Here is a 16,715-nt window from a genome sequence, read left to right on the forward strand (position 1 = left end):
CTATCCTCGCCGCGTGTTGGCTTTAAACACCATTTTTGGCCCAAAACATTGGTTAAAACGCCCAACTCGGCGGGGGTGAGGGGCAAAGTACCGCAGCAGACGTGGTGGCGGGATTCGAACCCGCGTCCGCTGCTTTGCAGGCAGCTCCCTGGCCTCTCGGGCACACCACGTGCAAATGACACTAGGCGCCTGGCCACGGCAGGTTCAATGTTCATTTCCCAGGCTTTCGCAGGGCTACGCGGTGTTGCTTTTGGTTGCGGCTGGTGACGCATGCCGGCCCAAGGACACGCGTCGGGCTACCTTTGAGACGCCCGCCGCCGCGACGAGAGTGAGAATGGCTGCCGTAGTGTGCGTGTAGAGCATGATGTGTGGCGACCCCCCGCTCGAGGCCACCCCCGCGGGCACGTCCCCGAGGACCTGCGCCCCGTGGAGGTGCTCAAACCATCCATTGCCGGGGAAGTAGCCCCCAAGGGCGGCAAAACCAAAGTGCAACAGTTGCTGGGCCACGCCGGAGGCCAGCAGCAGGACCAGGGGTCCATGCACCCAGCGCGCCAGGAGTTCCGCGGCCAGGCAACACAATGCGGTGAAGCCGAGGAGCACGGGGAAGGCCGGCGAACTGCCGCCAGCCAGCATATGGGCTGCCAGGCCCAGGCCAACCGCGATCAGCCCGGATACCCAGGCCCACTTGTCCTGCACAGGAACTGCGCGCATCGCCATCCTTCCCTCCACACAGGCTAAGCGGAGGATGGCCCCAAAAACAGGGCTACGCGAGCAATGTGTTGACCAAGCGGGCTGCAACTTTGGCGGTCCGGGAATCGATGTCGAATTCCGGGTTCAGTTCGGCCACGTCCAGATGCAGCAGCTTTCCACTGGCCGCAACTTGGCGGCACACTGCGCTGATCACGGGCAATGGCACGCCATACGCCGCGGGTGCACTGACTCCCGGAGCCACCGAAGCAGGCATCACGTCAAGGTCGATGGTCAGATAGAGCACGTCGATGCCGGCCAGGAAGTCCGCAACGAATGCCTCGACGGCTTCGGAGGAGCAGTCCTCGTCCAGCAGGTACTTCACGCCTAGGCGGTGCGCGGTGTCGAACAGCGTGCGCGTATTGTTCGGTTGCGAAATTCCGACGACGGCGTACTGCAGTTCACGCCCAGCCTCGGCTTCCGCTTGGGCCATCTGGAGGAACGGCGTGCCCGAGCTCGGTACCGGCTCATCCCTCAGGTCAAAGTGGGCATCCAGGTTCAGCACACCAAGTCGCTTGCCGCTTTGCACGGCCTCCGATCCCGCCACCCCCAGGTAGCTGGCAAAGGCGGTCTCGTGTCCGCCGCCCAGCACCACGGTGAGATTACCGGCGTCGAGCAATTCTGAAATGGCGCGGCCGGCACGCTCCTGGCCCGCTTCCAGTGAGTCGTCCTCCACAACCACGTCACCGGCGTCGAACACGTCACGGTCGAGGTGATAAGCCAGCGGACCAAGGGCCGAGCGGATGGCGGCCGGAGCCGCGGCGGCACCCACGCGTCCCTTGTTGCGGAGGACGCCGGCGTCGCTGCAGAAGCCAAGTACGACGGCGGGACGCGAGGCTGCGTCGGCAGCTTCAGGCGTGTGCGGGGTGATGGCCTGCCACCAGCGGCGATGTTCCGCGTCGTCCCCGTCGAAACGACCGGTCCACGGAGTGGGGCTGACATCTACGGTGATGTGGCTGGTTTGCATGGTTAAAGCACACCGGACCCGGACTGCCAAAAACAGCAGTTCCGGGTCCGGAGTGTCTGAAATACCGGAATACGCCACGCGAGTTGGCAGTTAATGACAATGTCAGAGCCCCGGACTGTCATCAAATGCCAACTCGGTGAGGGGTCTATTTGACGCCCAACAACTCCTCCACAGTTCCAATGCCGAAGAACAGCAGGAACGCCGCAGCCACAGCCCACATCAGGGGGTGGACTTCGCGGGCACGGCCCTGGAAGGTGCGGATCAGGACGAAGGAGATAAAGCCGGCGCCGAGGCCATTTGCGATGGAGTAGGTGAACGGCATCAGGGCGATGGTCAGGAACGCGGGAATGCCGACGCCCCAGTCCTGCCAATCGATCTTGCCCACCTGGGACACCATCATGAAGCCCACCACCACCAGGGCGGGAGCTACGGCTTCGAAGGGCACCAGGTTGATCAGCGGCGTGAAGAACATGGCAATGAGGAAAAGGACGCCGGTGACGATCGAGGCGAGACCGGTCCGCGCGCCTTCGCCGATGCCCGCGCCGGACTCCACGAAGATCTGGTTGGAGGAAACCGACGCTCCACCCCCCACAATGGCACCGAGGGCATCCACCTGGAGTACCCGGTCCACATTGGGGATGTTGCCGTCCTTGTCCACGGTCCCGGCCTCGTTTGCCAGGCCCACCATGGTGCCCATGGCATCAAAGAAGATGCTGAGCAGGATCACAAAGGCCAGCAGCGCAGCGGCGATAAAGCCGAGGTGTTGGAACGCGCCGAACGGGTTGGCCTTGCCGATCAGGGAGAGGTCCGGGGCGCCCCATTCGGACAGGGTGGGCGCCACAAGGGACCAACCGCGCGGGTTAACGTTCTTGCCGTCGAAGCTGGGCCCGATGTGCAGGGTGAACTCGAGGATGGCAGCCAGCGCCGTGGAGACGACGATGCCGATCAGGATCGCGCCGCGGACCTTGCGGACCACCAGGGCGATGGTCAGGATCAAACCGACGGCGAACACCAGCGTGGGCCACCCCATGAGTTTGCCGTCAACGCCGAGGCCCAGCGGAACAGTGGTGCCTGCGGCGTCCGGGATGCGGCGGACGAAGCCGGCGTTCACCAGGCCGATCAGGGCAATGAACAGGCCGATGCCCACCACGATTGCTGTTTTGAGGGCTTCGGGCACCGCCTTGAACACAGCGGTCCGGAATCCAGTGAGGACCAGGATCAGCATGGTGACGCCGGAGAGCACCACCAGGCCCATCATGTCCGGCCAGGTCAGCTGCGGGTGGGAGGCAACGGTGACCGCTACGAAGGCGTTGACACCCAACCCGGTTGCCACGGCGAAGGGGTGCTTGGCCCAAGCGCCCATGAGGATGGTCAGGATGCCGGCAACGAACGCCGTGGTGGCCGCCACCGCGGTGAAGCCCAGGGACGCGCCACTGGAATCGGCGCCCGAGAGGATCAGCGGGTTCAGCACCACGATGTAGCTCATGGCGAAGAATGTTGCGAAACCGCCGCGGATTTCCCTTGAGTACGTGGAACCACGTTCGGAAATCTTGAAGTAGCGGTCCACTGCAGAACCTTGTTTAAGCATGAAGGTCTCCGGGTTTTGGGGGGAGTGTGCTATCAAATCCTATGCCGTGGAATGTGGGGGCTGCGGACCATTCCCCTAGTCTGTAAGGAAGCCAACACTAGGAGAAACCGCCCCATGCGTACCATCCGCCCGCTTCTGGCCGCCGTCGTCGCCGCCTTTGCCTTCGCCTCTGCCCTGCTGTTTTCCGCGGCACCGGCGTCCGCGCACGACGTCGCGGAATCCACGGCGCCGGCGAATGGTGCCACCGTGGCTGAAGTACCGGCGTCGGTTTCCATTACGTTCAACAACCGGCCCCTGGCCATCGGTTCGGGCGTCACCGTAACCGCCGGCGGCGAAAACTGGGCCGACGGACCCGTGGAAATCATCGACAGCCAAGCTGTGCAGAAGCTGCGCCCGGGCGCGCCGGCGGGGGAGTACACCGTTGTTTGGCGCGTCGTCAGCTCCGATTCGCACCCGATCGAGGGGACCTTTAAGTTCACGGCGACCGCAGGAAGCACGACGGCGGCGAGCGGCACTGCGGCTGCCTCACCGTCCGGGTCGGCGACGTCGGCCACGGTCCCGTCGGTGGGTTCGGCACCTCCCGGAACGGGTAGCAGCGCGCCCGCAGCGGACGCGTCCCAGCCGTTCCCATGGAGCATCGTGATCATTGCAGCAGTGGCTGTGGCGCTCGTGATCTTCCTCGCTGTGACAGCCCGGAAGAAACTCGCTGCACCCGATGACCCTGAAGGTCCCGCATCCGCGGAATGACGGGGTTTTCTACATAGCTGCGAATATCTCGGTTCGGTTACTGCGACACGCCAAAGCAACGGTTCCCGTTACTTAAATGTGACTTCGTGGCGATCATCGCGTACGGTGGTACCTGTGCCTGTTCCACGCAGCAGGCACTTCCGGCCTGATTGCCTAGCTCTGCCGCAGTCCGGAATCCGTTCGCAGACAAACCTACGGCAGAGACGGGGAACCCAATTTGGGCCGCTTACGAGCGCGCCTTGGGGTGAAGTCACGAAGCTTCCGCTCAGCGGGAGATAGTGGCCGGGTGACTCCCATCCGAATCCGACAGCTAACCTCGCAGGCATCGGGAGAGGCTCTTTCATGTCTTCACGCATTCTTCGCGGCCGTCGTAAGGCGGACAGCGTACGTCCTAATCCGTTCATCTCCATCTCCAAGGCAGTTGCCAGCAACGCTTCCGGCGCTGGCCGCCAGGCAGCCGTTATCGCAGCAGCTTCCGGACTCGTACTGACCGGCTCCGTAGCTGCCCACGCAGCCGAAGCTCCGGCACAGCGCGACTCCAGCCCCGCCACGGTCGCCGAGACCGCATCCGAGGCTCCCACCAAGGTTGTTACCGCCCTTTCGACGGCGACCATCAACTTTGAGCGTCCCGCAGTTGCCTCAGTTGCAGCTCCGGTCATCGAAAAGCCGGCTCCGGTCGTTGAGGCCCCTGCGCCCAAGACCGCTACCGTCGCTGCGGCTCCTGTTGCCGCCAAGGCCGCAGTTGCTGCTTCGGCCGCTGTTGCTCCTGCTGCCGCTCCGGTAGCTGCGGCTCCTGCCGCTGGTGGCGTCAACGCTGCCATGGTTGCCTCGGCTTACGCCCAGATCGGCATCATGCAGGACTGCACCGCCATGGTTGAGCGGGCCCTCGGCTCCGCCGGCATCCCTGTTGGCGACCTGGCACCCATGCAGTTCCTGAACTACGGCAAGGTTGTCAGCGACCCCCAGCCGGGCGACATGATCGTCCAGTCCGGCCACGTTGCCATCTACATCGGCAACGGCCAGGCCATCAGCGGTGGCATCAACGGCAACCAGACGGGCATCCACCCGATCAGCTGGCTGACCGCAACGGGACCCATCACCTACGTACGCGCTGGCGCATAAGCCTCACGCTTCAACGCAAAGGCCGGTGTCTTCCGAAGATTGATTCTTCGAAAGACACCGGCCTTTGGGCTTTAAAGATCGGCTTGCATCTTGTTGATGGCTAGGCGATGGCGACCCCGGGGCCGCCCGGCAGCGCAACCTTTGAGGAGATCGCCTGGCCAACGGCCTTGGCCTGGCGGAGCACTTCCTTGGGGGTCGGTGTGATTAATTCGCCCACGCCCACCAGGTGCATCCCCAGGGCCCGCATGGCAGCCACGAGGTTCTGGCCCACGGCGATCCCGAGTTCGGCCAGCATCCGTCGCAGTTGGCTTTGGGCGCAGCGCGTCACCACCACGTGGTCTGCCAGGAGGATCCCATGGGCTGTGTGGACTGCCCATTGACGAGGTGCTGATTCAAGAGGGCCCGCTGCGCGAAGCCCGTTAAGGGTCATGCTCGCGGCTAGCCCGTGGCCGATGTGCTGGGATGTGTCTGCGCCCAGAAAATCCAGACGCACGGCCCTCGTCGTGTTGCGTACATCCAGATGGTGGCTGGCCGCGTAATTGCGCAGATGGCGCAGAATCTCGTTGCGTTCCTTGATGGAGGCGGGATCGGTCACCTCGCAGCGCTGCAGCATGCCCGTGTGGACGGCCGGGCCGGTGGCCGACAGTGCGCCAAAGCCATCCACCACAATGGAGCCCACTCCATAGCGGCTCAGTTCACTGGCAACTGCCAAGCCGGACAGGCCGGCACCTATAACCACGGTGGTGGTGCGTTCCGTGCCGGAATCAGGCGCGTCTGACACTGCTTGGTTCCTCCTTGACGTGTGTGCCTTGCGGCCTCGCGTGGGATCGCGTCCGAGTTCCCCAAGCGGCCGCAAACAAATGGCCGGATTGTGTTGTAGGACACCTTTGCCGGCCATTCGGTGACTCGAACACTACCGAACTTTTTCGCCCATGGATAGCCTCTCGCGGCAGCGTGTTCCGGTGGTTGGTTGCGCGCACAAAATTGGGCTCACGGAACCGAACCCGGACTGTTATACACATAGCGCCAACCCGCCTTGATTCGTCTCTGCCGACCGAGAATAGTGGGCATTGGACGGAGAAATTTCACATTAATCCAGCCCCGGCCATTGACAATGGAGCCATGAGGGATTCCGAAGCGGAAAACCTCTGGCAGAATGGCCGGAACATCAAGCAGTAGGTGGAGAGGCGGGCCCCAAATGGACCAGCACGGCAGACACAGTGAAGAGCCACAGGACGGCGAGGGCCTGACGGTAGCACCGGGCGGCATCGTCGTTGGGGTGGACGGTTCGGAACACGGGCAGTGTGCCTTGGTCTGGGCCGCACGCGAGGCAGAACGCAGGCAGCTCCCACTACACATCGTCACCGCCTACTCGGTGCCGATCTTCGCCGCCTCAGGGCTCGACGGCGGATACGCCACCGTGGACGATTCGGTCATACGCGAGGGCGCGGAAGCCATTGTCCGGCAGGCCATGGACAAAGTGGCCAGGTACTCCGTCGACGTCGATGCTTCGGTCGAAAACGGCGACGCCGCCGGCGTGCTGCTGGATCTCTCGGCGGACGCCGCACTCCTGGTTTTCGGCAGTCGCGGCCGCGGTGGTTTTGTTGGGCGGTTGCTGGGATCTGTCAGCAGCGCTTTGCCTGCCCACGCCAAATGCCCCACGGTTACTGTCCCCCTCTACTGCGCCGACCGGCTGGGCGAGAATACCGAAGACAAGCACATCAAGGCCGAGCACGCCAAGGCCGGTCCCCGTACCGTGGAAAACGTCATCGCAGTGGGCGTGGACGGCTCCGAGCAGGCGCGTGTTGCTGTGCTCGAAGCAGCCGAACAGGCACAGCGCATGGGAGCCAAGCTCCGCGTCATTTGTGCCGTCCCCCAGTACAGCGGTTCGCTGGCCTGGGTGCCCGCCCCGTTGGACCGGGACGCCCTGTTTGCCGATATCAAGGTCCAGCTTGAAGCAGGCGTCGCGTGGTTGAGGAGCCATTTCCCACAGCTGCCCATCGAAACGGACCTCAGGGACGGCTCGCCCGTCGACGTCCTGGTGGAAGCAAGCCGCAGCGTGGAGTTGGTGGTGTTGGGTACACGCGGACGCGGTGGGTTTGCGGGCATGCTGCTCGGCTCTACCTCCGACGGCGTCCTTCACCACGCCAAGGGACCGGTGCTGGTAGTTCCGGACCGTGAGGATCCCCGGCTGGGGGACCGCGACAAGTTTGGCCCGATGCTCGGCGCGGCTTAGGAAACGGGCCGTCGGTGTTCACGCTGGACCTCAGGGATATTCGTGGACCCATGCTTCCCGACGTGGGCGGCAAAGCAGCCAATCTGGGGGAATTGGCAAGCGCCGGCCTGCCCGTACCGCCGGGCTTTTGCCTGACCACAGAGGCCTACCGGCGGGCCCTCTCCGCCAGCGGCCTCGATGAGGTCTGCGAGGCTCTGAAGTCCACCAGCACGGCCGACCTCCCGGGGTTGAACCTGCTCGCCGGAAGGGCCCGTTCACTGGTGCTCGAGGCGGGACTGCCATCCGATATTGCTGCCGCGGTGCGGTCGGCCTACCAAGGGCTGGGGAACGAAGCCCCCGTGGCCGTCAGATCATCGGCCACCGCCGAGGATCTGCCCTTCGCCAGTTTCGCCGGTCAACAGGACACATACCTGAACGTAGTGGGCGTGGACTCGGTTCTCGACGCCGTGGGCCGCTGCTGGGCTTCCCTCTGGACTGACCGCGCCGTGACATACCGGGCCACCAACGGCATCGACCACGCATCTGCGGCCCTGGCTGTCGTGGTCCAGGTGATGGTGGATTCCGTCGCGGCGGGAGTAATGTTCACAGCCAATCCGGTGACGGGCAAGAGGTCCGAGGCAGTGATCGATGGCAGCCCGGGTTTAGGGGAAGCGGTGGTGTCCGGGGCCGTGAACCCGGATCAGTACGTTGTGGACCTGGCCAGCAGTGCCATTCTGAAACGAACCCTGGGTGACCGGCAGGTGGAGATCCGTTCCGTCCCGGGCGGTGGAACTGAGAGGAGGGAACGGGCCCACCAGGAACGGTTCGCTAATGACGGCATTCAACCTTGCCTCAGTGACCGGCAGATCAGGGAGCTGGCGGGGCTGGGCCGCTTGGTGGAGCAACACTACGGAGCTCCGCAGGATACCGAGTGGGCGCTCGATGCCAACGGGAAACTGTGGTTGACGCAGGCACGCCCCATCACCACCTTGTACCCCTTGACAACCCGTACCCCTCCGGTGCCCGGTGTCCATGCGTTCCTGAACTTCAGCCTCGCGCAAGGGCTCACCCGGCCACTGACGCCCGGGGGCCTGGCCGGAATCCGTCTCATAGCTTCGTGTGTTGCCGGAACTGCGGGTTTCGCCATTCCGGATCCCCGATCAGGCCCGCCGCCCTATTACGAAGCCGGCCAGCGCATCTTCTTCGATCTGACCTCGGTGCTGAGAAGCCGGGTCGGGAGGAAGATTGTGCCCCGCGTCTTTGATGTCATGGAAGCCCGGTCCGCCACACTGATGCGGGGCTTGTTTGAAGACCCACGCTTTTCAGTAACCATCAAAACTCCGCTGAAACTCATCCGCCACGTTGCCCCTGTGGCGGCCAAGTACCGAGTTCCGGAGTTGATTCTCCGGGGTTTATTCAGTCCGGATGCCGCGATGCAAAGGGTGGAGCGCCTCAACTCGGACCTTCGGAAAGCCTTGGCCGTCCCCGCCCAAGCAACGGCACATCAGCGGATCGCGCACGTCCAGAGAATTCTCGGACGGGAACTCTTTGCCACAGTGCCCCAGCTGTTGCCGCTTCCCCTTCTCGGCTTCGCGCTGCTGGCATTGGTGGGACGGATGCTGGGCGAACAAGCGTCCTACGACGAACTACAAACCGTGATCCGTGGCCTGCCAAACAATGTCACCACTGAGATGGACCTGGCATTATGGCACCTCGCCTCGCAGATCCTGGAAGATCCCGACGCCGCCGCCTCCATGGCGGGCCAAACGGCAGAAGCGTTGGCTGCTCAATACCGGGACGCCGAACTGCCTGCCGTGGCCCAAAGCGGCATGGACGCGTTCCTGCACACCTACGGGCATCGGGCCGTTGCGGAGATCGATCTTGGCATGCCCCGTTGGCGCGATGATCCAACCCACATTCTCGGAGTCCTTGCCAACTATCTGAGGCTTCAGCCCGGTGCCGGCGCCCCCGACGAGCAGTTCCGGAAAGCAGCCGCAGACGCTGACCAGCAGGTGGCAAAGTTCGTGGCGCGGGCCCGAGCAATCAGCCCGCTCCACGCATTGGTGGTGCGCGTAGCCCTGGACCGTACGCGGAGATTTGCTGGTCTACGGGAGTCGCCCAAATACAACTTGGTCCTTGGGCTCGCCGCGGCGCGGGAGCAGTTGCTGCTGGTCGGGAACGAACTGGCAGCATCGCATCGGATCGAGCGGCCCGGGGATATTTTCTTCCTGGACTTGGACGCGGTGGAAAACGCGCTGGCAGGCGAGGATCTGCGTGGCGCTGTGGCTGAACACAGGGCTGCTTACGAACAGGAACTTCGCCGGAGGCACATTCCCCGGATGCTCCTGTCCGACGGCACGGAACCCGAGGCCACGGCCGCAGCCCGCGCGGGGCAGCGCCCGGGCACTTTGTCCGGGAGTCCGGCGTCGTCGGGTCTCATCACCGCGCCCGCGCGGGTCATCATGGATCCTGTTGGAGCCCACCTGGAACCCGGGGAGATCCTCGTTGCGCCATCCACAGATCCGGGCTGGACGCCGCTTTTCCTCACGGCCGGAGGCCTGGTCATGGAGATGGGCGGACCCAACTCGCATGGCGCCGTGGTGGCCCGTGAATATGGAATCCCGGCTGTGGTGGGCGTTCCGGACGCGACCACGAGGCTACGTACCGGCCAGCTCATCACTGTGGACGGCGCGGCGGGGACAGTCAGCGCGGAAAGGGAACCCGACTAGGCGTGCTGGTGGGATTCGTGCTCGGAATGGCTGACGGGCTCCAACTGGAACGTGCAGTGCTCGGTGTCGAAGTGCCGGCCAAGGCAGGAACCCAACTGGTCCAGGATGCTGTCGGCCCCCGTGGCGTTCAGGACGTCGTCCTCCACCACCACGTGGGCTGAGAACACGGGCACGCCTGAGGTGATGGTCCAGATGTGGATGTCGTGGGCTTCCACCACGCCCTCAACGGCCATGATGTGTTCGCGGATCATGTTCACGTCCACGCCCTTGGGAGTCGCCTCAAGGAGCACGTCCACTACGTCGCGGAGCAGGTGCCATGCGCGGGGAATGATCATCAGGGCGATGAGGACAGAGGCGATGGGGTCGGCAGCGGAGAAGCCGGTGGTCATGATCACGACGGCGGCCACAATGACGGCGATGGATCCCAGAAGGTCGCCCAGGACCTCAAGGTAGGCGCCGCGGACGTTGAGGCTCTCCTTTTGCGCTCCTTGCAGGATCAGCAGGGAAACCAGGTTGGCCACCGCGCCCAGGATGGCGGCCCACAGCATCACGTCGGTATGGATCTCGGTGGTTTCGCCGAATCGCCGAATGGCCTCGATCATGATCACGACGGCGATCACAATGAGGATCAGCGCGTTGGCCAAGGCAGCGAGCACCTCTGCGCGCTGGTACCCGTAGGTCCGCTGGTCGCTGGCCGGCCGGGTGGCAATCCAGGCCGCCATCAGCGCAATGAAGACGCCCGCGGCGTCGGAAAGCATATGTCCCGCGTCCGCCAGCAGTGCGAGGGAACCGGAAACGACGGCGCCAATCACCTGGATGCCCACCACGCCCAAGGTGATGCCCAGGACAGCGATCAGGCGTTTCCGGTGCTTGCCGGTTGCAGTGACGCCGTGCGAATGGTTGTGATCATGCCCCATGCTTATAAGGCTAGCCCCAGCCGAGCTCGTGCAGGCGATCGTCATCTATCCCGAAGTGGTGCGCGATCTCGTGGACAACGGTGATGGCCACTTCGTCTATGACCTCTTGGCGACTGGTGCAGATATCCAGGATGGGCTGGCGGAAGATCGTGATCCGATCCGGCAGCGACCCTGCATCCCACCACGAGTCGCGCTCCGTCAACGGCACGCCCTCATAAAGACCCAGCAGAACGGTGTCCGGGTCTTCGCCCGGCTGCGGCGTGTAATCGTCCTCGATGAAGATGGCCACGTTGTCCATGGCGCGGGCGGCCTTCGCGGGAATCAGCTGCAAGGCATCGCTGACGGCTTCCTCGAAATCCTCGGGCGACATCTCGAAGGGCGGCCGGTGCGCAGCGCTTCGGTCCGGCAACGGCGAAAACGGGCGCTCGCCGTCGGGAATTATGGGAAGTCCGGGAGGAAGATTCGCGGGCATGACTCGACTTTAGTCTGCTGTGACAGTATTGGGGCCCCGTCTGTGATGAGGGATACTGAACTCAGTCCCTTCCGCATAGACACAGGAACCGCATGACTTCCACCGCCTCCCCCATGTCTGAACCCCTCGACGTCGTCGTGGTGGGTGAGGCGCTGATCGATATCGTGCAGTCGCCCGACGGGCAGGCCGAGTACCCCGGCGGATCGCCCACCAACGTCGCCTATGGCTTGGGCCGGCTGGACGTAAAAGCTGGCCTGCTGACGGCAATCGGCCGGGACCAGCGCGGAGACGCCATCGCCGCCCACCTGCAAAGCGCTGGCGTGGTGCTGCTGCCCGGGTCCCAGTCGATGGGAAAAACCGCGACGGCGACAGCCCGGATAGCTGCCGACGGCTCGGCAGCCTACACCTTCGACATCGAGTGGGCCCTGGCTCCACTTGCCCTGCCGTATGCTCCGAGGATTTTGCACACAGGGTCCATCGCGACGTTCCTGGAACCAGGAGCGGGGTCGGTCCGTAGCTTGTTGGAGCAGGCGCAGGGCGGGTGCATGGTCACCTACGATCCCAACATCCGCACTGATCTGCTGGGCAGCCACCACGAGGCACTGACCACGTTCGAAGAGATTGTTCCACTGACCGATGTTGTCAGGATGAGTGCCTCCGACGCCCATTGGCTCTATCCGGGGAAGGCGTTGGAAGACATAGCGAGCCATCTCTTGGCGCTTGGCACCACGTTGGCAGTGATGACCGAGGGCGCAAAGGGTTCCTTGATGGCAACCCGCCACATACAGATCCGGGTCCGCGCCGTGCCGTCCACCGTGGCCGACACCATTGGTGCCGGTGATTCCTACATGTCAGCACTGATCATGGGGTTGTTGCTTCGAGGCAGCGACGGACTCGCGCCTACCGTGCTCGAGCGGATCGGCAACATCGCGTCGATGGCGGCGGCCATTACCGTGGGCCGTGGGGGAGCCAACCCTCCCACGCACCGGGAGCTGCTGGCGGAGATGGCCCGCTAGCTCTTGCCCCCTGGGCGGGTGCCCCGTCAGCCCGAACGGCGCCGGGTCAGCCCGACGCCCACCAGGCAGACCACGCCACCAATCAATCCCCAGATGGTGGGAACTTCCTGGAGGACAGCCCAGGAAATCAGAATCGTTGTGCCGGGGACCAGGTACGTAGTGGCTGCGAGCTTTCCGGCCGAGATCAGCGAGAGCGCGTAGGCCCACGTGGTGAAGGCGATGGCCGTGGGGAATACGCCCAGGTAGACCAGACCGAGCGTGGCCGGCAGCGGTGCCGCCTGAACCTCGGCGACCAGTTGGCCGGCCCATGGCAGGCAGCACAGGGCACCAATCATGATGCCGAACCAGGTTGCCTGGCCTGCGGAGAACTTCCGGAGCACAGGCTTCTGCAGGATCGCGCTCACCGAGGCGAGCACAGCGGCCAGGAGACACAACAACACCCCGGCGACATCCGCCGTCGAACGCTGTCCCGAACCCAGGGCGATCATCGCGACGCCGCAGAACGCCACCGCGCTGCCGATCAGCAGCCAGCGGGGGAAGCCCTCCTTGAGGACGACGCCGGCGAGGATGGCGATGAGGATGGGCGAGACGTTGATCAGCATGGCGCTGGTGCCGGCGTCGAGCATGTGTTCGGCGGCGTTCAGGGCCACGTTGTAGCCGCCGAACCACATCACCCCGTAAGCCACGATGGGCAGCCACTCCCGGCCGCGCGGCCAGACTTTCAGGGTCGGCAGGACGACGATGCCAAGCACGACGGCGGCAACCGCCAAACGTCCCAGGGTCAAGGATCCGGGGGAGAAGCTTGGGCCGACCGCCCGGATGCCGACGAAGGCCGAAGCCCAGAGCACGACCGTGACGACGACGGCTGCGATGCCGGCTTTGCTGATGGCTGCTCCTGGCGCGGGGGTGGTGCGCGGAGGCAAGCCCGGGGACGGCTGGCCGGGTTCGGCCGGGGAAGTGGTTGTCATGAGCCAAATCTATCCGGGCATTGCCTTGGCAGGCTGGCGGTTTTCGGACGCGTCAGGGCAAGATCCTGCCAAAGTTTGTCCGGGGCCTTCCGGTGCCTGCGCGAGGGGCGGGATCTCGACTCTTTGAAGGCCTCGATGGGGCGGAATCTCACCTCTCGGTGTCGGGTCCAGGTGCGCCCGCAGACCTCGATTTGGGAATATCGGTATCTATGCTCTAAAGTTTTAGAGTCCAGTTCGGACGAGCGAGACACGGAAAGAACGCATAAAGCGTCCCTTTTCTTTGCAAAATCCGAATTGAGTTCAGGCCCCCATCGTCTAGCGGCCTAGGACACCGCCCTTTCACGGCGGCGGCACGGGTTCGAATCCCGTTGGGGGTACGCAAGGAAGTGGTAAATCGGACGAAAAAAGTCTGGTAAGCTAGAAGCCTTGAAAAAAACGCAGTAGAGATACTGCAAACGCAAGGCCCTGTAGCGCAGTTGGTTAGCGCGCCGCCCTGTCACGGCGGAGGTCGCGGGTTCAAGTCCCGTCAGGGTCGCTCTGAGCGCCGAAGCAATTCGGTTCTCAAGGTGACAAGTCACCTAGGCTCTGTAGCTCAGTTGGTAGAGCGTTCGACTGAAAATCGAAAGGTCACCGGATCGACGCCGGTCGGAGCCACCACTGGGAAGCATCAGTTCTTCGGAACTGGTGCTTTTCTTCTTTTAACCCTTTGTTCGCGTGTTCACGTGTGCCGCCACCACCCACTTTGGAACTGTGATGAAGCCAACATGCCGTTGTTGGGGTGTGTCGTGTGGGTGTGCGCGTCCAAAGTTGGTGGTGGCGGCACGGGTCTGGACCTCGTGTGGCTTCCTGACCTAGCTTGAGGCCGTTGAGCGTGATTTTCCGGCGGTTTCCAGCTGGTTCGGGTTTAGACGGGTCAGGAAGCTGCGGTGCTCAGGCCTTAGTGCGTTGGTTCGGTGCCGGGGCAGCCCCAGGATTGGGGGTTTTGTTGGCAGGTGTCGGCGACGAGGGCTCGTTCTGTTTTCCAGACTTGGATGGTGATGGCCGGGGTGGTGAGGTTCATGGTTCCGTTGATGGGCAGGGGTGGGCCGTTGTTGACCGAATAGGTGCCGGTGAAGGTAGTGGTGACGGTGGCGGGGTAGTTGCCGGTGTTTGTGTAGGTGTGGCTGGTGCGCGTTGGGGTGGTCAGCCACTCATCCTGGGGGATGGAGTATCCGGTGGCCGGTGTTGGTCCGAGGGTGGTGCCGTCGCCGAAGGTGTAGGTGTAGTCGGCGGGGGTGGCGGTGAGGTGGACTGCTTGGCCGAGGATGGTGATGTCGAAGGTTTGTGCGGTTGTGCTGGTGTAGAAGTTGGTGGGTGCGCCTTTGAGGGTGTGGGGGAAGGGCTGGGCTTGGAGGGTTCCGGGGTTGACGGGGAGTTGTCGGAAGTCGGTGAGGATCCGGGCAGCGATGTCGGCCAGGACGTTCCCGGGTTGGGGGCCGTATAAGCAGGTGGGTCCGCTGACGGCGGGGTAGTCCGTCCACACCGGGTTCGTGATCGACTTCGGAGCTTGCCGCCAAATCACGGGGGTGCCCGCTTCGCCTCCGGGTGTTTTCGGCGGGCAGTCCAACGTGAGGCAGCCACGGTCCGGTGTGTCGGACCCGCCTGAACGGCAATGAACATCGGCCATGTACTGATTCGGGTCTTCAGACGTGCCTCCGTCTACCTTCGGGCTGAAAACGCCGGTAACAGGGTCTCTTGTCCACTGAGTTGCAGTTAGCTTAAGCCCGTTATCCACGTAACCGATGTCGATCTTTGGGTCTTTTGCGTGAGCGGCACCTGCCAGAATAGTCGTGGAAAGGCACGCAGCAGCCAGAGATAGTGGTATCCATCGTTGAAGCTTCCGCACGGGTTATCGGATCAGACCAAGATCGACGATTACCCAGCCATCGACCCCATGACGGAGGGCGGCTCGACTGGCGGAATTCGATGCGGCTGTTGGCTCTTGATATAGCGACCCATTGGGTTCCCAGATTTCTATAGCTTCCTGAAGCACCTGCACCACGGCAGATTGCGTTGTCGCTGTGGGATCAAATTCGGACTGAATCGCCACGGACTTGGTACCTGCGCCTGCAATCCAGCGCCCGTCTTGCCAGCCAGCCTCTATGCCTTGTTGTAGAGAGGCGCACAAAAGACAGCTGGGGCTGCTGAGTGTTTTGAGCTGCGATGTGTTCCCTGTCTCGTAGGCGTAGCTGAGTTGCGCGTACCAGTACCCAATAAACGCCTCCAACCCCGCCTTCGAGTTCTCCTTCGCCAGTTCCGGCATCACGGGAACTGGCACATTCTCGGCTTTCCCCTTCGCATCCGCCGGCTTGTAAACCCCCGCATCCGCCGTAGCAGTAGCCGAGGCCGCCGGAACCGAGACGCTCAAGGTGGGCGCCGGCGTCGTGCCCGGTCCTGAAGGCGAAGCGCTGGGACCGGGCCCGCCCTGGCAGCCGCTGAGAAGCACGGCGGCCGCGACTAACAAAGCAGCAAACGTAACGCGTGACATGACGAGCTCCCCAACAGCTGTACGACGGTGTGGCGGCCAGTCTATGCAGGGCCTTCCGTCGGCTCCCAGCCGAAAACTGATGCCTGTGGATAACGTCTTTGGCCCCCGTTGCATCTCCGACGTATTCTTAGCCCATCGAATTGTCTTTTTCATCATCCTTGGGGGAAATCATGGAACGTTCACGCCTGTCTGTTTCCGGTCGCTTCGTCGCCGCTACCGGTCTCATCGCAATGCTGACGCTCAGCGCTTGCTCTTCTCCGGCGCCAGCCGCTCAAAGCACGCCTTCGGCATCAAATGCAGCATCGTCCAAGGGGCCGGCCGCGGAAGATGGGTCAAGCTCCGCTTCGGCCAGCCCCAGCACATCCACGGGAACCGGCGGCGCCTACGGCCAGTACGCGTCCATGTCCGAGGCCTGTCTGGCCGTGAGCGCCTCCCTGCTCAGTGTCACCATCCTCCCCATGGCTGCCATGACCGGCGGCAACCCTGAGGACATCCAAAAAGCGAAAGACGAGTTGTCCAAGGCGCAGGGCAAAGTGCCCGAAGAGTTGAAGCCTGCCTTCGAAAAGCTCAGGAACTTCACGGAGTCAGCGGGATCGGATCTCACCAAGTACGGCGACGGGCAGTTCGAGGAACTGATGAAGCCCATCCCGGCGTGGGTGGAGAAGAACTGCTCCTAGCCAACGCCGCGCGCAAACCCTTT

General features: G+C 63.5%; 15 protein-coding genes, 4 tRNA genes and 1 riboswitch. Of the genes, 9 read left to right on the forward strand and 10 right to left on the reverse strand.

Going from position 1 to position 16,715, the window contains the following annotated elements; translation table 11 throughout:
* Positions 1–99 precede the first annotated feature (99 nt).
* The 4 genes from ACFVSI_RS09225 to ACFVSI_RS09240 form a co-directional block, all read right to left on the reverse strand.
* Positions 100–170, reverse strand: a tRNA-Cys gene (locus tag ACFVSI_RS09225).
* Between the two features lie 64 nt (positions 171–234).
* Complete coding sequence (locus ACFVSI_RS09230; RefSeq protein WP_387822248.1) at positions 235–711, reverse strand: hypothetical protein; 477 nt, start codon at positions 709–711, stop codon at positions 235–237.
* Between the two features lie 52 nt (positions 712–763).
* Complete coding sequence (hutG, locus tag ACFVSI_RS09235; RefSeq protein WP_387822251.1) at positions 764–1,714, reverse strand: formimidoylglutamase; 951 nt, start codon at positions 1,712–1,714, stop codon at positions 764–766.
* Positions 1,715–1,859: 145 nt separating this feature from the next.
* Complete coding sequence (locus ACFVSI_RS09240; protein WP_144661785.1) at positions 1,860–3,302, reverse strand: NCS2 family permease; 1,443 nt, start codon at positions 3,300–3,302, stop codon at positions 1,860–1,862.
* A gap of 114 nt (positions 3,303–3,416) precedes the next feature.
* On the opposite strand from ACFVSI_RS09240, the gene ACFVSI_RS09245 reads away from it, so the two are divergent.
* The gene (locus ACFVSI_RS09245; RefSeq protein ID WP_387822254.1) at positions 3,417–4,049 is read left to right on the forward strand and encodes a copper resistance protein CopC; all 633 of its coding nucleotides are present in this window, start codon (positions 3,417–3,419) and stop codon (positions 4,047–4,049) included.
* A gap of 150 nt (positions 4,050–4,199) precedes the next feature.
* A riboswitch (cyclic di-AMP (ydaO/yuaA leader) is annotated at positions 4,200–4,388 on the forward strand.
* Positions 4,389–4,391: 3 nt separating this feature from the next.
* Positions 4,392–5,171, forward strand: coding sequence for an NlpC/P60 family protein (locus ACFVSI_RS09250; RefSeq protein WP_387822257.1), 780 nt, complete (start codon positions 4,392–4,394; stop codon positions 5,169–5,171).
* A 100-nt stretch (positions 5,172–5,271) separates the two neighbouring features.
* Here ACFVSI_RS09250 and ACFVSI_RS09255 read toward each other — a convergent pair whose 3' ends face one another.
* Complete coding sequence (locus tag ACFVSI_RS09255; RefSeq protein WP_387822260.1) at positions 5,272–5,952, reverse strand: FAD-dependent monooxygenase; 681 nt, start codon at positions 5,950–5,952, stop codon at positions 5,272–5,274.
* Between the two features lie 417 nt (positions 5,953–6,369).
* Here ACFVSI_RS09255 and ACFVSI_RS09260 point away from each other — a divergent pair, with 417 nt between their 5' ends.
* Both ACFVSI_RS09260 and ACFVSI_RS09265 read left to right on the forward strand, forming a co-directional pair.
* On the forward strand, positions 6,370–7,407 hold the full coding sequence (locus ACFVSI_RS09260) for a universal stress protein (protein ID WP_387822263.1): 1,038 nt from the start codon (positions 6,370–6,372) through the stop codon (positions 7,405–7,407).
* 50 nt (positions 7,408–7,457) lie between these two features.
* Positions 7,458–10,115: a PEP/pyruvate-binding domain-containing protein gene (locus ACFVSI_RS09265; protein ID WP_387822473.1), complete on the forward strand. Its 2,658-nt coding sequence runs from the start codon at positions 7,458–7,460 to the stop codon at positions 10,113–10,115.
* Here the strand turns inward: ACFVSI_RS09265 and ACFVSI_RS09270 are convergent.
* Together ACFVSI_RS09270 and ACFVSI_RS09275 are read right to left on the reverse strand one after the other, a co-directional pair.
* Positions 10,112–11,032 carry a cation diffusion facilitator family transporter gene (locus ACFVSI_RS09270; protein ID WP_387822266.1) on the reverse strand — a complete coding sequence of 307 codons (921 nt, stop codon included), beginning with the start codon at positions 11,030–11,032 and terminating at the stop codon, positions 10,112–10,114. The genes ACFVSI_RS09265 and ACFVSI_RS09270 overlap by 4 nt on opposite strands.
* A gap of 10 nt (positions 11,033–11,042) precedes the next feature.
* On the reverse strand, positions 11,043–11,504 hold the full coding sequence (locus tag ACFVSI_RS09275) for a metallopeptidase family protein (protein WP_387822269.1): 462 nt from the start codon (positions 11,502–11,504) through the stop codon (positions 11,043–11,045).
* Positions 11,505–11,596: 92 nt separating this feature from the next.
* On the opposite strand from ACFVSI_RS09275, the gene ACFVSI_RS09280 reads away from it, so the two are divergent.
* Complete coding sequence (locus ACFVSI_RS09280) at positions 11,597–12,520, forward strand: PfkB family carbohydrate kinase (RefSeq protein WP_387822272.1); 924 nt, start codon at positions 11,597–11,599, stop codon at positions 12,518–12,520.
* A gap of 26 nt (positions 12,521–12,546) precedes the next feature.
* Here the strand turns inward: ACFVSI_RS09280 and ACFVSI_RS09285 are convergent, their stop codons facing one another.
* A complete protein-coding gene (locus ACFVSI_RS09285; protein WP_306844110.1) occupies positions 12,547–13,488 on the reverse strand; it encodes a DMT family transporter in 942 nt (313 codons plus the stop codon).
* Between the two features lie 304 nt (positions 13,489–13,792).
* Here ACFVSI_RS09285 and ACFVSI_RS09290 point away from each other — a divergent pair.
* The 3 genes from ACFVSI_RS09290 to ACFVSI_RS09300 all read left to right on the forward strand — a co-directional run bounded on the left by ACFVSI_RS09290 (position 13,793) and on the right by ACFVSI_RS09300 (position 14,145).
* Positions 13,793–13,865: transfer RNA gene (locus ACFVSI_RS09290), tRNA-Glu, on the forward strand.
* Between the two features lie 84 nt (positions 13,866–13,949).
* A tRNA-Asp gene (locus ACFVSI_RS09295) sits at positions 13,950–14,023 on the forward strand.
* Positions 14,024–14,069: 46 nt separating this feature from the next.
* A tRNA-Phe gene (locus ACFVSI_RS09300) sits at positions 14,070–14,145 on the forward strand.
* Between the two features lie 280 nt (positions 14,146–14,425).
* Here ACFVSI_RS09300 and ACFVSI_RS09305 read toward each other — a convergent pair.
* Positions 14,426–15,154 (reverse strand): hypothetical protein, encoded by a 729-nt coding sequence (locus ACFVSI_RS09305; RefSeq protein ID WP_387822275.1) that lies wholly within the window; start codon positions 15,152–15,154, stop codon positions 14,426–14,428.
* A 222-nt stretch (positions 15,155–15,376) separates the two neighbouring features.
* Positions 15,377–16,015, reverse strand: a complete 639-nt coding sequence (locus tag ACFVSI_RS09310) for a DUF6318 family protein (protein ID WP_387822278.1) — start codon at positions 16,013–16,015, stop codon at positions 15,377–15,379.
* A 170-nt stretch (positions 16,016–16,185) separates the two neighbouring features.
* Here ACFVSI_RS09310 and ACFVSI_RS09315 point away from each other — a divergent pair, with 170 nt between their 5' ends.
* Entirely contained in the window at positions 16,186–16,692 is a 507-nt protein-coding gene (locus tag ACFVSI_RS09315; RefSeq protein WP_387822281.1) for a hypothetical protein, read from the forward strand.
* Positions 16,693–16,715: the final 23 nt, after the last annotated feature.

The sequence above is a fragment of the Paenarthrobacter sp. NPDC057981 genome (genome assembly GCF_042886835.1).
Taxonomy (GTDB): domain Bacteria; phylum Actinomycetota; class Actinomycetes; order Actinomycetales; family Micrococcaceae; genus Arthrobacter.

Coding starts and splice junctions, on each gene's coding strand:
- ACFVSI_RS09315 (WP_387822281.1), top strand. CDS start 16,186: ATGGAACGTTCACGCCTGTCTGTTTCCGGTCGCTTCGTCGCCGCTACC.
- ACFVSI_RS09280 (WP_387822272.1), top strand. CDS start 11,597: ATGACTTCCACCGCCTCCCCCATGTCTGAACCCCTCGACGTCGTCGTG.
- ACFVSI_RS09305 (WP_387822275.1), bottom strand. CDS start 15,154: ATGGCCGATGTTCATTGCCGTTCAGGCGGGTCCGACACACCGGACCGT.
- ACFVSI_RS09285 (WP_306844110.1), bottom strand. CDS start 13,488: ATGACAACCACTTCCCCGGCCGAACCCGGCCAGCCGTCCCCGGGCTTG.
- ACFVSI_RS09240 (WP_144661785.1), bottom strand. CDS start 3,302: ATGCTTAAACAAGGTTCTGCAGTGGACCGCTACTTCAAGATTTCCGAA.
- ACFVSI_RS09275 (WP_387822269.1), bottom strand. CDS start 11,504: ATGCCCGCGAATCTTCCTCCCGGACTTCCCATAATTCCCGACGGCGAG.
- hutG (WP_387822251.1), bottom strand. CDS start 1,714: ATGCAAACCAGCCACATCACCGTAGATGTCAGCCCCACTCCGTGGACC.
- ACFVSI_RS09230 (WP_387822248.1), bottom strand. CDS start 711: ATGCGCGCAGTTCCTGTGCAGGACAAGTGGGCCTGGGTATCCGGGCTG.
- ACFVSI_RS09250 (WP_387822257.1), top strand. CDS start 4,392: ATGTCTTCACGCATTCTTCGCGGCCGTCGTAAGGCGGACAGCGTACGT.
- ACFVSI_RS09260 (WP_387822263.1), top strand. CDS start 6,370: ATGGACCAGCACGGCAGACACAGTGAAGAGCCACAGGACGGCGAGGGC.
- ACFVSI_RS09245 (WP_387822254.1), top strand. CDS start 3,417: ATGCGTACCATCCGCCCGCTTCTGGCCGCCGTCGTCGCCGCCTTTGCC.
- ACFVSI_RS09270 (WP_387822266.1), bottom strand. CDS start 11,032: ATGGGGCATGATCACAACCATTCGCACGGCGTCACTGCAACCGGCAAG.
- ACFVSI_RS09310 (WP_387822278.1), bottom strand. CDS start 16,015: ATGTCACGCGTTACGTTTGCTGCTTTGTTAGTCGCGGCCGCCGTGCTT.
- ACFVSI_RS09265 (WP_387822473.1), top strand. CDS start 7,458: ATGCTTCCCGACGTGGGCGGCAAAGCAGCCAATCTGGGGGAATTGGCA.